This window comes from Bradyrhizobium sp. USDA 4369, assembly GCF_054056435.1.
The window spans coordinates 1,905,355-1,920,698 of record NZ_JBSRYH010000001.1 but is presented as its reverse complement, the minus strand read 5'-3'; the positions used below and the strand labels follow the sequence as shown (position 1 = coordinate 1,920,698).

The following is a 15,344-nucleotide window of genomic DNA, read 5'->3' as shown; positions in this document are numbered from 1 at the left end:
GTCCCCACGATCTTGCGTGGCTATGGAAGCCGTGGCCTTGCGCTGACGCGAGAATCGATTGCTGCAGCAATGCTAGTTGCATTGTTTGCACGGACAATCGATTCGTGAGTTGCGTCGAGATTGAGGTACTCGCAAAGCGGCAAAATGGCACTCCAGCGCCGTCGCATCAGGTCCGGATCAGAGTATTCGGATGCAATGAAGAGTGTCGACGGGACGTGCAATGCGTCCGGTCGATATCGGCTGGCAGCCAGAGCGTTTGATCTATACGATCGGATCAAGGTCGTCATATCGCCCCCACCCGTCGGAATACGCCGCAGTTGTTCTGTTATCAGTGCAATGCGTTTCTCTTCAGAGCCGCGGATAAACTCTTCCGAAGGAAGCGCTTCGAGTACGTCGATGTCTAGACCGAGAGCTCTGATGAACCCGACCCAAGGCTTGTAATCGGTGGCGAATCGTGCGCCTGGATCGTCGTGGAGATGGCTGTCGATGAGCGCAAGAAGGTCCGGGGCGGCCCCGGAGTTGGACATAAGTCGCGCCATTTCGCACGCAATCAAGCCTCCACTCGACCATCCACCCAAAACAACTCTATGCCCGGGAAGCATGTCTTCTATCCAGGAGAGATAGACGGCCGCCTTCTCCTCGATGCTTTCTTCCTCGGATAGCGTGTCCACATTTTCGATTCCGAGCACATTCCAGCTGGGAGGCATCGCGGACGCAATTTCTCGATAGCCCGAAATCAAACCCAACGCTGGATGAATAAGGACAAGTGTAAATCCCGATGTTCCGCGCCGAAGGAAATGGACGCTGCCGTTATCCCGCACCGTGGGTTCACCCAGAAGCGTGGCAAGGGCGCCCACCGTTGAGTCTTCAACAAACTGAGCGAGTCGAATTCTCTTTCCGGTGCGCTGATATGCGATCGAGAGAACTTGAACGGCGAGGAGCGAATGCCCTCCCATTGCGAAGAACTCTGCATTCGCATTCTCAGGTCGCCTTCCGAGGACCTCATAGAAGATATCTGCTGCCATGGCTTCGATAGCGCTCATGAACTTCGGTACAGGCTGCGAACCGTCTTCGAGGTCGGGCTCCGGCAGTCTCGCGCTGTCCAATTTTCCATTCACCGTTGTCGGAAGATCGTCCAACAGGATAACGCGGGACGGGACCATGGCGCTCGGCAGCTCTCGCGCAAGCGCCGAACGCACGATCAGCTCGTCCAGGATAGCCCCAGCGCTTCGACAGACATATGCAACAAGCCGCCCGCCTTCAGATGCCCTCTTCTGGGCGAGGACAACCGCATCTCGTACACCAGGCACCTGCCGCAAGATGGTCTCAATCTCGCCCAGCTCTACACGCTGACCGCGAATCTTCACCTGATGATCAAGCCGTCCCAAAAACAGCAGACTGCCATCGGGGCGTCGTCTCACAAGATCACCCGATGCGTACATCTGTTTGCCTGAGTATCCCGGCTCACACAGAAATCGCTCTCGGTTCAGATCTGGGCGGTTCAAGTACCCAGCGCCGAGACAGTTGCCAGCAATAAATAACTGCCCGGGCACGCCGTCCGGCACGGGATTGAGGTGCTTATCGAGTACGTAAAGCCTGACATTTGGCATCGGGTATCCGATCGGCGACACAGCTCCCTGATAGTCTGCTTCACATTCCCACAGGGTCACGCCGATGGAGGTTTCTGTCGGGCCATAGCTATTGATAAGCTGCGCGCGAAGTTTGGCCCCAAAGCGCGATATCAAATCTGGTGGAAGAGCTTCCCCCCCAACGAATACGGTAGCTAATGTTGGGCAGGAGTTCCTGGAGATCCCGGCCAGGAAGGCCGCCAGCATTGATGGCACGAAGTGCGCGACCGTTACGCCTCCGGTGTCGATGAGACGCTCCAATTCAGTGGGGTCCGATTGAGCACCGGACGGCGCGATCACAATGCTGGCACCATGCATCAATGGCCAGAAGATCTCCCAGGCCGAAACATCGAATTGCAGCGATGCCTTGTGGAGCACCCGATCTCCAGGACCGATCGGATAGCTCTGTTGAATGCCTTCGACAAAGTTTACAATGCCCCGATTGAGATTGATCGCGGCCTTCGGCTGCCCCGTGGAGCCAGACGTATACATGATGTAGATGGCATCGCCGGGAAGGCCCGCTTCATACACACCGCACGCTCCACGCGAGACCTCGTCGATGATAAGCATCGACCCTGGCACCCATGATGTTCCGTTCATGGTATTCGTGTCCGTCACGACGACGACCATGTCGCTGTCGTCTTCCATGAAACTCAGGCGGCTGGCGGGATAGTCAGGATCCAGCGGGACATAAACGGCTCCGGCAGATAGGATGCCCAAGATGGTTGCGACAGTCTCGGCAGACCTGCGCATCAATAGACCTACGACGCTACCGGAGCGGACTCCCTTCGTCCTCAGAGCTTCGCTGACTTCTGCTACTCGTAACATTAGATCGCGATATGACCATCTATGGTGGCCGAACATCAGCGCAATTTCGTCGGGTGATTTATTGGATCTCTCAGAGATCACGTCGAAGACCGTGCGCTCTGTATCGAGAGGTGCCGCCGACCTGCGGGCCGGATTAGACACAAATGACATTTGCTCATCGTCACTAAGAATGCTCACGCGTCGAAGTGGAGTGCGCTCGTCGTTTGCAACATTGGCGAGCGCGATGGCGTATCGACGGCAAAAATCTGCGGCGAACTCGTCTGACAGCAGACCATCTCTATAGTATAACGTCATACGATATTGATCATCAACAAGTTCGGCCGCCAGCGAGAGATCGAATCGCGTTGCTGCCACAGGCACGGAGACCTGCGTGATTGCAGCCCCAGGCAGGCTTTCGGAAAGTTGCGGCCCATTCTGAAGTACAAAGGCAACTTGGAACAGCGGAGATGAATTGCCCTTGCGTTCGCTCAGTGACCTCTGAACGACCTTGTCGAACGGAACGTCCTGGTGATCCAGATCGGCGAAGACCTCTTGGGTAAATCTCTGAATTTGAGTTGCAAAGCTTACGTCCCAATCGAACTGGAAACGATGGACAAGTGTGTTTGCGAAAAGGCCAACGATCTCTTCCAATTCTGGTCGCGTACGGCCAGCCGCGGTCGCGCCGATGAGCAAGTCATCTGCTCCGCTATAGCGAGCCAGAAGAAAGGCATAGATCGTAAGAAGTACAATATAGGACGACGATCTGAGACGTCGCGCCGGCCCGTCTACGTCAATCCTCGGCAGGCTGAACACTGTGCGGCGTGCTCGTGGCGACGACATCCGCCTGGATGAGTCAAACGGAAAGTCGAGGCACAGCGGTGCTCCTCTGAGGCGGGTCAGCCAGTAAGCCAGGGGCTGCTCCATGAACCCGTCGGTCCATCGTTGCCGCTCCCAAGCAGCGAAATCACGATAGCTGATCCGAAGTGCCGGTAATGGTCGTTCGCCATTTTGAAGAAACGCGGTCGCAAAATCACGTGCGAGCAGCGCGATCGACCATCCGTCGGCAGCAACGTGATGGACTACCACGAGAAACACCGCTGTGCCGTCAGATGTCCTAAAGAGGTTGAGCCTGAATGGCAGATCATTCGCCAGATCGAACGGACGAACGACTTCCGCGCGCATAACGTCGCTCAACGGGTCGGGAGTTTCATTACACGCGACATCCAGTTGTGTGACGCGAACGGATGCGCCGGATATGCCAGACGGTACCTGAAACGGCTTTCCGTCCTGTGTCTTGATGAGTGTGTTCAGGATTTCATGGCGTTCGATGACACGGGTGAAGCTGCGCTCGAGGCGATGGCAGTCAACCTGTCCTTCAATGCGAAACGCAGCAGCCAGATTGTACGACCAGTCGTTCGGCCGTAGTTGGCTCAGGAACCAAAGCCGGCTTTGAGCAAAGGAGGCCTCGACTGGTCCTTCACTGCATCGTGGTATGATCGTGCTGTCGCCCCAGCGGAACCCGTCTGCGGTGAGAAGTGACTGCACAACTCCAAAATCGTCTTCGTGAAGCGGGCGTTCTTGCATGCTGTTGCCCTTTGGCAGACTGAGTATTCAGGAATGTCAGGACATGGTGTGCGATCAACGCCTCTGTCGGTCGATAGATCGCGCCATAACCTCCGCCCTGGAGATTGCATTCGCCATAAGCACCACGATACGGCGAGGTCCGGCATAAGCGCCGCGGCCATGTGCCATCAACATGTTGTCCGCGATAAGTACGTCGCCTGTCTGCCATGGCCACGCTAGGGTGCAGCGAGCCATCGCTGTACGGATCTGCTCGATCGTGTCGGCCCCGATGGAGCTCCCGTCTCCGTAGAACGTCTGCGTGCTGAGATCGCTTTCGTCCTCCTGAAGCAGGAACTCCCTCAATGCTTTGGGCTCCAGCGAGCGCACGTTGAAGAAGAAAGCATGGTTGAACCAGACCTCGTCACCGGTTACCGGGTGTATCAACACGGCATCGCCGATCTGCTCGGTGCAGAGCCCGTCTTTTGCAGTCCAGATGGCATGGATGCCGTTCCTCGCGCAGTAGGACTCCACGACTTCACGGTCGGTCGTGCCAAATGCCGTTCTCCAGTCGATGCCGATGCCCGATGTATAGTTTCGGCGATAAAGCACCTTCTTTCGACGAAACCGATCAACCAATTCCGGATCGAGCAATCCCAAGACTTGGCGCATATCGGCTATGGGGGTCTCTCCCCCCTGGGCAGCTGGTTGTAGGCAGCCGAATATGATTCGGAGAGGCCACGCCGATGCATAAGAATACTCATTATGCATTTGGATAGGATAGCTGGCCGGATAGTCGGTAGATGTGAATACATCGCCGGACACTCGGCTGCGCGGCGATGATTCCTCGTCGAATTCGGCGCGACGATAGCCAAGAGCAGCTGATATCTCGGCCAGATCTTCGGCTCGGTTCAGGGCTGCTCTCAAGAGAACAGCACCGCTGCTTACCAGTATTGTCTCGACGACATGGCGGTGGGAGGAGAGCCAAGCGGAGACGCCCTGGCCACGGTCCCATTCAAGAACAGGGATATTCGTTCCGTCTTCTAAGGTGCGTGTCATCGTTTGCCTCTTCCGCCTATTCGACCGCTGCTGCGCCGTGCTCTTCCGCAGGTGTCGTGATATGTCGTTCGTGACGAACCCTGCCTGATGTCAGACCCAATTCGGGATCAGCACGGACTCGGAGATGGGCTCGGGCAACGGCTTCGGTCCGTCCCTCTTGTGCCTCAGACGACTTCAGTACCTGCACCATTCCTGAGACTGTCGGACGCAAGAACACCGATGCGAGCTTTAGGTCGATGTTGAACAGGACGCGCAGGCGGCTGACCACCCGTAAACCCGCAAGCGAGGTGCCTCCCAAGTCGAAGAAGTCATCGTCCAAGCCTACGTCTGCGATCGCCAGAACGTCTTTGATCACGTCTGCGACCAGGCGCTCTGCCGGCGTTGCGTCTCGCGGGTCTCCAGGGCGCGCAGCATGCCGTTTGCCGAGTGCAATGAGCGCTGCTCGGTCGACTTTACCGTTCACGGTAAGCGGCATTATCGGGAGGATTCGTACGATCGATGGGATTAAATAGGGAGGTAGCCGTTGACGGAGCGCGGCTATCACGTCTTCACTATGAATACTGGCGCGACGGACAGTGACAACGAAGGCAGCGAGCGTGCGCAAGGCGCCGTCGCCAATCGGAAGCACGACGGCCTCGTGGATTTCTGGGAGCTTCTGCAGTTCTGCCTGAACTTCGCCGAGTTCGACCCGAATGCCCCTGATCTTCACTTGCTGATCAGCACGGCCGAGGAACTGCAACTCGCCGTTTTCTGCCAAGCATACAACGTCTCCCGTCCGGTAGAGCACGTCGTCGCGGTCAAACGGGCTCGGTATAAATCGCTCTGCGGTAAGGTCCTCCCGCTCGATGTAGCCGTTAGCGACGCCGGGACCGCCGATGTAGAGTTCGCCAGCCATCCCCACAGGGACTGGCTGCAGTCCCCTGTTGAGGACATACGTTCGTGTATTGGATATCGCCCGTCCAATGGGGACCGGTGATGGCACCGTAGATCCGTTGCGTACAAGCCATGCCGTTGCGAGGGTGGAACATTCGGTTGGACCGTAGCCATTGATAATCGTGAGGTCCGGCTGCCTGTCCAGAATCTCGGACGTCAACTTCGGTGATAGCACGTCTCCAGCCACTAGCAGCGTTCGAACAGGCATCAACGCCTGGGGTATCTCCTCTACGAGAGCATGAAAGACTCCGGTTGCGAGAAGAGCGACATTGGCGGCGTGGCGCTTCGCGCCATCCGCGATCGCGTCGAGACGCGGCAACTCATCGTCGATGAGAGCAAGTGCAGCGCCATTCGTCAGCGCTCCCCAGATGTCGAAGTTCGACAGATCGAACGCCAGTGTGTTTGCGTGCAGTATGACGTCAGACTCCGAAATCGCGATATAGTTGGTATCCCTGACCAGTCGCACAATGCCTTGATGGGGTATGCATACCCCTTTTGGCACTCCGGTCGATCCCGACGTAAACAGCACACATGCCGTGTCCTGGACAGGTACCCGAGGCCACGACGCAATGGCCTGATCGTCCTCCGCCGTGGGTTCACCCGAGTCGATACAGCCGACTCCAAACCGGGGCTGTCCGGCGGACGCATCGTCCGACAGGACACAACGTGCCTTGCTGCTCGTCACAAGCAGCTTAAGACGCTCGTCGGGAAGATCGCGCTCTAGCGGGAGATAGGCGCATCCACAACGTAGTATGGCGAGAAGGCCGGCGACCATGTCCGGCGTACGCCTCATGTGGATGCCGACGACATCGCCAGGTTTAATACCGCATGCGAGAAGCTTTCCGGCGATCTCGGTAGATCGTTGAACCAATCCGCCGTAAGTCACCGCTCCTTGGCGATACCTGACAGCGATAGCATTCGGGCGTCGCGCCGATTGATTCAAGACCAAGTCATGCAGCGGCACCGTCGGCGTTGGCGAATCGGAGCCGCGCCCGTACTTCAGTAGGAGGATCTTCTCCTCCGCGTTGACCAGTTCCAGATTCCACACAGGCACATGCGGCTTCGATAGTCCGTCAACGAGGATGTTGCGAAATGTTTGAAGGAATCGTCGCGCTCCGGCTACGTCAAATACGTCCGCTGCGTGGTCCAATCGCAAGGACCAGCCGGCATCGGTTCTGATTGCGGCCAGTGTAAGATCGAAGAGGACTTGCTGCGTATGCTCGCCGACAGTGAGTTCGACATCGAGCCCTGGCAAGGACATCGTTCCCGAAGCCTGCAAAGAATCGTGGACGGTGATCACCGCCTGCACAAGGGGATGTCGGTCATTTGGGCGCGCAGGCGACATCTCTTCAAGGAGCCACTCGAAGCGCAGGCTCTCGGAGTCCATTGCCTCAATGGCGCTTCGGCTCGAAGCGGCAACGACATCCAAGAAGGTGAGAGCTAGATCCAGCTGCACTCGTGAAACAACGAGGTTCGCAAACGGACCGACTGTCCGCTCATGTTCAGGAAGAGGTCGGCCCGCAGTGGCGATTCCACATAGAAAGTCGTCCCTGCCACTATAGTTAGCTAGAAGCACTCCGTATGTGGCGTGGAACACGGCGAAGGGAGTGCATCCATGCGTCGCGCAAAACACTCTTAACCGCTCGTGAACATCAGAGGGGAGAAGAATGCTGCTGCTTGATCCGGCTCTTGCAGTCCCGCGCAGCCTGTGCTTAGCGCCCGGAAATTCAAGCACCGGATCGGCATCCCGCAGCTTGTCTGCTAGGCGACGCAAGCGCTGAACCGTTTGTTCGTTGAGTGGCTTGGGCGAGTATCGCTCCGCATATTGAGCGTAATGAGAACGCAGCGCTGGAAGAGCAGGCTCTCGGTCCGCCGCAAACGACCGATAGGCGTCTGCGATCTCGGATAGGACGAGGTGGAGGGACTGTCCATCGCTCGCAGAATGATGCACGGTCAGAGCAAGAACGTGATCCTTTGGTCCGTTTGCGATGAGGACCGCGCGAAACGGCGTGGCCGTGAACCGATCGATCGGTTCGTTTGCAAGCCGGCGAACACGTTCATCCAGCACATCATCGCTCTCCGTAGAGCCCGTCTTGATGAACGGGACATCCGGAAGCTCTATCATCTGCTGTACAATGCCCTCTTCGGTCCTCACAAAGATTGTGCGCAGCATTGGATGGCGGTTGGTAACAACACTTACGCTCCGGCGTAGCATCTCGGCATTCAGCTCTCCGCGAAGCCGGAGGGTTGCCGTCACGTTCATGACCCCCGAGAGCTCCGAGAGTTCTTCAGCCATCCAAAGATTGGCCTGCACAATAGACAGCGGCCATGCACCAGGAAATGCCTCTTGCGTCGATGCTGCCGAGCAGTCGGTGGTACTCCGCGTCGGAGAAGCAATGCTTTGACAAATGCCGCTGACGGTTCGCTTCAGGAAAATCAGACGAACGGGTAGCGTCCTGCCGGACAGTTCCTCGAACTGGCGGGCGACCTTGAGAGCGAGCAACGAGTATCCACCAAGCTCGAAGAAATCATCATCGATTCCAACCCTCGGTACTTGAAATGCCTCGGCCAGAATTGCACACAGCATCGACTGATCGCCTGTGGTCGGCGCCGAGTACGGCCGCTCCTGGCCGCCGCTCAATGCGGCAAGAAGAGCGCGGTAATCAACCTTTCCGTTTTTGGTCAGAGGTATGCTATCAACCTTCTGGAGCGATCCCGGTACCATCTGACGCGGCAGGCGCGCTTCAAGTGCGGATCGGACAGCGGCTGGGTTCAAGCCTCGTCGCGTGCTGGCGATATGGGCGGCCTCAGCGATTCGTTCGATCGATTCCAATGCCAAGTCACCCGGCACGCCAAAGTCGATCAGGCAGGCGATCTCATCGACGCCGATCGCCTCAAGGGCCTGCAGACGATCGGCGCACGTGGCAGGCGAGCCGATCAGCCCTTGTTGAAGCATTCGTTCCACAGCTGCATCCAACACGTCCTCGATATCCATCTCGGAAATGGCTCGATCGTTCCTCGCATCGCGCAAGTAGGACGCTCTCAAACTTGCGTGTTTGCGCAGGTATTCTCTCAGCGCGGGAGCAGCAATTCTTCGCGCCTGGTCGTCTGTGGGGGCCACATATGTGTGCAGCATCACTGCAATTCTGGGGTGGCGAACGCCGGCAGGACTATGCGCGCGTAGGAGTTCAACGTTGCTGGCGAGTTCCGCCAAGCTCTGGTTATTCAATGCCGTCAGCACGTTCGTGCCGAGCTCGCGCGCAGCCTTAAATGTCTCGGTGCTTGAGGTCGCAGTCAGCCAAAGAGGAATTCCTCGGGTAAGCGGAAGGGGCCGGATCGCGGTCTCCTTACTCTCGCCCGCGCCATTTAGAAGAGCCACAGGATCGCCGCGCCAGAGCGTCCGCAACACAGGAACGGCGGCCAAGACGGCTTGCTTTCGCGCGGCGTAGGCCGATGGCGCCAGTACGAAGTCGTCGGCCAGCCAGCCGCTGGCCAGAGCGACCTGAGCTCGTCCGCGCGACAGGACATCGACTATCGCCCACTCCTCCGCGATACGAATGGGGTGATGGAGAGGAGCAACGACGCTTCCGGCACGCAGGGATATGCGTTCGGTCACCATCGCGACCGAGGCTGCCAGCAAGGAGGGGTTCGGAAAGGCTGATGCAATTTCGGTAAAATGCCGCTCCGGTGTCCAGACGGCGCAAAGGCCGAGTTTGTCCGCCCTTGTCGCTGCCTGCATGTAGAAGTCGTATAGTCCGGGTCCAGTTCTTGTTTCTCCGTCACCAAAGAAAAAGATGCCGCATTCCGTGCCTGGTGTCGGCGGACCTTTCTGGTCTCCCACGTAAAATGCCGCGAGAGATGCTTCACCAAGCTGATCCACGCGCGGGATGACAACGGCCTCGCGGACGCCCTCGATTGTACATAGCGCCGCTTCGACCTCTTGAGGTGCGACCCTGTAGCCGCGAATCTGGACCTGCCGATCAGACCGTCCTGCAAACTCGAGCAAGCCATCTGCCCTTAGGCGAACCAGATCTCCTGTCCTGTAACCTCTTCCAAGGCTGTCCGAGGCGGGCAGGAAGTTCCCGTCGACCTGTAATTGGCCATCGACAACGTAGCCGTTCGCTAGCTGCGAACCCCAAATGATCAGTTCGCCGATCTGACACTGTCCGGCTCTGCGTCCGGAGCTGGAGCGGACTTCAGCAGCGACACCAGGCACTGGGCGTCCCAGGGGGACCCTGGCTCGATCGGAGTCACGTGAACCGCAACGGTGAAACAAAACCGCCTGTGGCGTTTCCGTCGTTCCGTAGAATACGGTGCATTCTGCCGCAGAAACCCTGCGACACATTGCGACATCGCCAGGTCGTACCTCGTCGCCGCCGAAGAAGACCAGACGCAGTTTAGGCAGATGCGATACCGTGCCAAAGGCGAGCCGGCCCATCGCCGGCGTCAAATGCGCGACCGAGATCTCCTTCTCCGCCATCCATGCACCAAGTGCACCTTCGTCGATCAATTCCTGCAACGGAATTTCCAAGGAGCCACCGACCACAATAGGAGCGAGCATATCGCGAAGCGAGGGATCGTGACCGATGCCGGACAAGAACGAAAACCTGTCCGTGGGCATCAGCGCGAACTCGTGCTTCTGCCAGGCAAGAAAGCGCGACAGCGGAGCGTGGCTGGTGATGACCCCCTTGGGTGTTCCCGTCGTGCCAGACGTGAATTGAATTAGAGCCGGATCTGACGAACTTCGCTCCACTAACGGGCGCAGCTCCGAATGCTCCGGAAACCAGTGGCATGGAGGTGTTCGTGACGGAATGAGGATCGCGCGACAGTGTTGTAGTCCGTGAAGGATCGTCGGCTCAAAATCTTCGTCGATCAGAACGAAGTTGGCGCCTGAGAGCCTCACCAGTTCCATGATGCGCGCTGGGGGATGACGGCCGTCAACAACGGCCGCCACCGCTCCCAACTTCCAGGTCCCCAGTAGCGACAAGGGCAACGCGTGGTTCCGCTGAGCAATAATCGAGACCACGTCTCCATGACCGATTCCCCTCGTGGCTAGCATATTCGCGAGTCGATTGGAGATGTCTTCAAGCGCGCCGTAATTGAGTGAACATTCGCCGTACCTGATCGCCTCGCGCATTCTATCACCCGCTGCATGCGCTGCGAGGCGGTCAAGGACGTCGGTTGCGGTGCTCTCTTCGCATATAGGTGCAACGCTGACATCTGCGGACGCGAGTGTCGGCTCCCTGCCTACCATAAGTGACGAAAGCAGGCTGCAGTAACTGTCCAGCAGCGCGTTGACGGTTTGCTCGTCGAACGCCGCCGCATTGTATACGAGCTCGACGAGGGCATGCCCGGCATCAACTGGGCGGACGTAGAATGACAGGCCCATCTTGGAAAAGAGGCTTGGAAACTGCCAACGGGTAGCGACAATGCCGTCGAGCTGTATAGCCCCCGAGTCCCATGGAATATAATTGAAGCCGACTTGATACGGTGACCTGGTCTCAGAGCGGCGCATGGGGTCCATACGTACTGCTGCATCCAGCGGAGTCGTGCCGTGTCTGGCGACCTCGTTGATTGCTATCTGAAGTTTATGCAGCTTGATAGAAAACGGATCAGCCTGATCGCTGGCTATCTGAATCGCGACAATGTTCGCGAAAAGTCCGACGGTATTGCGAACCCGCCGACCAGAGCGATTTGCCACCGGCATTGCGATCGCCATGTCTGATTGGTGCGGATTCCGATCGATGTCGCCCAGGATTCCGAGATGATCTCGCCCACCATTCCGATTTGAAGTCGCCCACCCGTTCCGAGATGATGTCGCCCACGATTCCGGGATGATGTCGCCCGGGTATCGCAAGAGCGAACCCGGGGTGACGAGACCTCTTCTGGCTCCCATAGGGTCAACCTTTCGGCTTTGCGAAGGGGGACCCTGGATGCCGACGGAGAGGCTTGCGATGCGCCGTGTGCGCGATGTGATCAGGATGAAGGCGGCTGGGCTGCCGAGCCGCGAGATTGCTCGGCGGATGGGCGCGGCGCCCTCGACAGTGCGGCTGACCATCCGGCGGTTCGAGGCCGCAGGCCTGAGCTGGCCGTTGCCCGACGAACTCACGGACGCGGCCCTGGAGGCCCGCCTGTTCGCCAAGACCGGCAACGGTAACCGGCAGGGTCATCGCCGCATCGCCGAGCCCGATTGGGCGGCGGTGCACCGCGAGCTCAAGCGCAAGCACGTGACGCTGTCGATCCTGTGGGAGGAGTACATCGGCGCCGAGCCCGGCGGATACCGGTACTCGCGCTTCTGCGAGCTTTACCGCGCCTGGGAGGGACGCCTGTCGGTGACGATGCGCCAGGCGCACGCGGCCGGTGACAAGCTGTTCGTCGACTACGCGGGCGACGGCGTGCCGGTGGTGGTCGACCGCCTCACCGGCGAGCGGAGGACGGCGCAGATCTTCGTCGCCGTGCTCGGCGCCTCGAGCTTCACCTACGCGCAGGCGACGTGGACGCAGGGGCTCGCCGACTGGATCAGCGCCCATGTTGGCGCCTTCGCGGCGATCGGCGGCGTCCCGGCGCTCCTGGTGCCTGACAACACCAAAGTCGCAGTCATCAAGGCGAGCCTCTACGACCCGCAGATCAATCGCACCTATGCGGAGATGGCCGCGCATTACGGCACGGCCGTCTTGCCGGCGCGACCTCGCAAGCCGCGCGACAAGGCCAAGGTCGAGCAGGCCGTCCTCATCATCGAGCGCTGGCTGCTCGGTCGCCTGCGCCACCGCGTCTTCTACAGCCTCGCCGAGGTCAACGCAGCGATCGGCGAGTTGCTCACCAGGCTCAACGAGGAGCGGCCGATCCGGCGGCTCGGCGTGACGCGCCGCCGGCTGCTCGAGGAGATCGACCGGCCGGCGCTCAAGCCGTTGCCGGCGAGCCCCTACGTGCTCGCCGAGTGGCGGATCCGCCGCGTCAGCCTCGACTACCACGTCGAGGTGGAGAAGCATTATTACAGCGTTCCGCATCGCTTCGCGCGTGCCGAGGTCGAGGTGCGGTTCACCGCCCGCACCGTCGAGATCTTCCACAAGGGCGAGCGGATTGCCGCGCATCAGCGCATGAGTGGCAATCACAAGCACACCACCGTGCCGGAGCACATGGCCTCCAGCCATCGGCGCTACGCCGGCTGGACTATCGGGCGTATCCGTCAGGACGCCGCCGCGATCGGGCCGGCAACCAGCGCATTGTGCGACCTCATTCTCGACGAGCGCTCGCACCCCGAACAAGGCTTCCGCGCCTGCCTCGGCATCCTCAGGCTCGCCGCCTCCTATGGGCGCGAACGGCTGGACGCGGCGGCTGCGCGGGCGATCGACATCGGCGCGCGCACCTATGGCTCGGTCAAGTCGATCCTCGCCAACAATCTCGATCGGCGTCCCGCTCACCAGCGCTCCGCGGACGATGCGCCGATCCTGCATGCCAACATCCGCGGACCGCGCTACTACAATTAGGAGACCGTCCCTTGCTCACCCATCCGACCCTCGACCGCCTCAACGCCCTCGGCCTCCACGGCATGGCCAAGGCCTTCGCCGACATCGAAGCCGCCGGTGAGGCTGGCAGCCTCGGTCACGCCGAATGGCTTGCTCTGCTGCTCGAACGTGAAGCCTCGCTGCGGCACGACAAACGGCTCGCCACTCGCCTGCGCTACGCCAAGCTGCGCCAGCAGGCATGCGTCGAGGACATCGACTACCGCACCCCGCGCGGTCTCGACCGCCCGCTGTTCGCCAAGCTTGTCGAGGGCCGTTGGATCGACGACCACGTCAATCTCCTGATCTGCGGCCCGGCAGGCGTCGGCAAGAGTTGGCTCGCCTCGGCGCTCGGCCACAAGGCCTGTCGCGACAATCGCTCCGTGCTCTATCAACGCGTCCCGCGCCTGTTCGACGATCTGGCGCTCGCCCGCGGCGACGGTCGTCACCCACGCCTGTTGCGCGGCCTTGGCCGTGTCGATCTGCTGATCCTCGATGATTGGGGGCTCGAGCCGCTCGATGCCGGCGCCCGTCACGACCTCCTGGAAATCCTCGAAGATCGCTACGGTCATCGCTCCACCATCGTCACCAGCCAGCTCCCCGTGGACCAGTGGCATCTGCTCATTGGAGATCCCACCTATGCCGACGCCGTGCTCGATCGCCTCGTCCACAATGCCCATCGGCTCGACCTCACCGGTGAGAGCCTGCGCCGAACTCGGCAATCCGCCCGAAAGACCTGAGCGCCGTGGACATGCCGCTGCGCTTGGACAACGCAATCGCGTTGTCCACATGCCCACAGCAACCGCAGAAGAAGAAAAAAGGTTGAAGTCGCGATTCCAGATTGACCGCGCGGCTTGACCGATGCCAGAGAACCAGCCGGCCAGAACGCCTCGCCGCTGGGCGAGATCAAATCGGAAAGGTGGGCGACATCGTCTCGGAATCCACGGGCGACTTCATATCGGTACGCCTGGGCGACTTCGTCGGAATCCGCATGATTGGCCTGTCCAGTTCCGAAGCAACTCGGCGAGTGCTCCGATAAGAACTGTGTTCCGCGTGACAGACGAACTCGTCGCAATCTTCGATACGGCCATCCAACTGTCTTTATCCAGCGGGCGCGAAATCGATTTAGGTTCGAATCTCACATCGTTCCTGGACCAGTCGGCCGGAAGGTTTATCGACTCCAGTGAACCCTGGGTAGAGTTGCGCCAATAGCGACAGTCTTGATCAAAGCGAGCGTTTGCCTGTTTCGCCCATTCTGCGTAGCTGCTGTTATCCTGGGAGCTCGTGTTTTCTGTTCCTGAGTAGAGCGCCTCGAATTGACGAAGTATGACGTGCAGGGACCATCCATCAACTACGAGGTGATGAGCGACCAATAATAGAATGTGCTCGTTCTCAGCGAGCCGGATGACGAGGAACCGAACAAGAGGAGCAAGCGAAACATCAAATCGCTCTTGAGCGAAACGGGTGGCGACCTTGCGGGCCTCGGCCTGTCTTGTGGTCGGGTCGTGTCCGGACAGATCCCTGGACACAAACCTCGGAATTGCCTCGTCCTGTATGCACGCCGTCCACTGGTCGCCATCGTTGATAAATCGAGCTCGGAGCATTCCGTGATAGGTCACGACCTCGCTCAGCGCGGCTTTAGCGGCATTGACATCGAAGCGGCCGATGAGGTGAAGTCCCTCGGAAAGATTAAACACGTCATCCGGGTTGCCTAGAGACTCGGCTAACAACAATGCGGATTGCAGACGGCTTGGTTCGAAGTGGGTGTCCCGGCTAGCTGAAAACGTATGGGTCACGGATGCTCTCCAAGATAGACGAGCTTGCGCAGAAAGAGGACGCAGAAAGCCGCACGCTA

The 15,344-nt window shown here is 59.3% G+C and carries 6 protein-coding genes; 2 read left to right on the top strand and 4 right to left on the bottom strand.

Annotated elements, in window-relative coordinates; translation table 11 throughout:
• Positions 1-20: 20 nt before the first annotated feature.
• The 3 genes from ACVIJ6_RS08690 to ACVIJ6_RS08680 are packed head-to-tail and all read right to left on the bottom strand — an operon-like array spanning position 21 to position 11,706.
• A complete protein-coding gene (locus ACVIJ6_RS08690) occupies positions 21-4,019 on the bottom strand; it encodes a non-ribosomal peptide synthetase (RefSeq protein ID WP_456772367.1) in 3,999 nt (1,332 codons plus the stop codon).
• 54 nt (positions 4,020-4,073) lie between these two features.
• Entirely contained in the window at positions 4,074-5,054 is a 981-nt protein-coding gene (locus tag ACVIJ6_RS08685) for a TauD/TfdA family dioxygenase (protein WP_456772366.1), read from the bottom strand.
• A gap of 16 nt (positions 5,055-5,070) precedes the next feature.
• Positions 5,071-11,706 (bottom strand): amino acid adenylation domain-containing protein, encoded by a 6,636-nt coding sequence (locus ACVIJ6_RS08680; protein ID WP_456772365.1) that lies wholly within the window; start codon positions 11,704-11,706, stop codon positions 5,071-5,073.
• Positions 11,707-11,941: 235 nt separating this feature from the next.
• On the opposite strand from ACVIJ6_RS08680, the gene istA reads away from it, so the two are divergent.
• Complete coding sequence (gene istA, locus ACVIJ6_RS08675; RefSeq protein ID WP_083780767.1) at positions 11,942-13,474, top strand: IS21 family transposase; 1,533 nt, start codon at positions 11,942-11,944, stop codon at positions 13,472-13,474.
• Positions 13,475-13,485: 11 nt separating this feature from the next.
• Positions 13,486-14,229 carry an IS21-like element helper ATPase IstB gene (gene istB / locus ACVIJ6_RS08670; protein WP_012041725.1) on the top strand — a complete coding sequence of 248 codons (744 nt, stop codon included), beginning with the start codon at positions 13,486-13,488 and terminating at the stop codon, positions 14,227-14,229.
• A gap of 213 nt (positions 14,230-14,442) precedes the next feature.
• Here the strand turns inward: istB and ACVIJ6_RS08665 are convergent, their stop codons facing one another.
• On the bottom strand, positions 14,443-15,285 hold the full coding sequence (locus ACVIJ6_RS08665; RefSeq protein WP_456772364.1) for a condensation domain-containing protein: 843 nt from the start codon (positions 15,283-15,285) through the stop codon (positions 14,443-14,445).
• Positions 15,286-15,344: the final 59 nt, after the last annotated feature.

Coding starts and splice junctions, on each gene's coding strand:
- istA (WP_083780767.1), top strand. CDS start 11,942: ATGCGCCGTGTGCGCGATGTGATCAGGATGAAGGCGGCTGGGCTGCCG.
- ACVIJ6_RS08690 (WP_456772367.1), bottom strand. CDS start 4,019: ATGCAAGAACGCCCGCTTCACGAAGACGATTTTGGAGTTGTGCAGTCA.
- ACVIJ6_RS08680 (WP_456772365.1), bottom strand. CDS start 11,706: ATGGCGATCGCAATGCCGGTGGCAAATCGCTCTGGTCGGCGGGTTCGC.
- ACVIJ6_RS08685 (WP_456772366.1), bottom strand. CDS start 5,054: ATGACACGCACCTTAGAAGACGGAACGAATATCCCTGTTCTTGAATGG.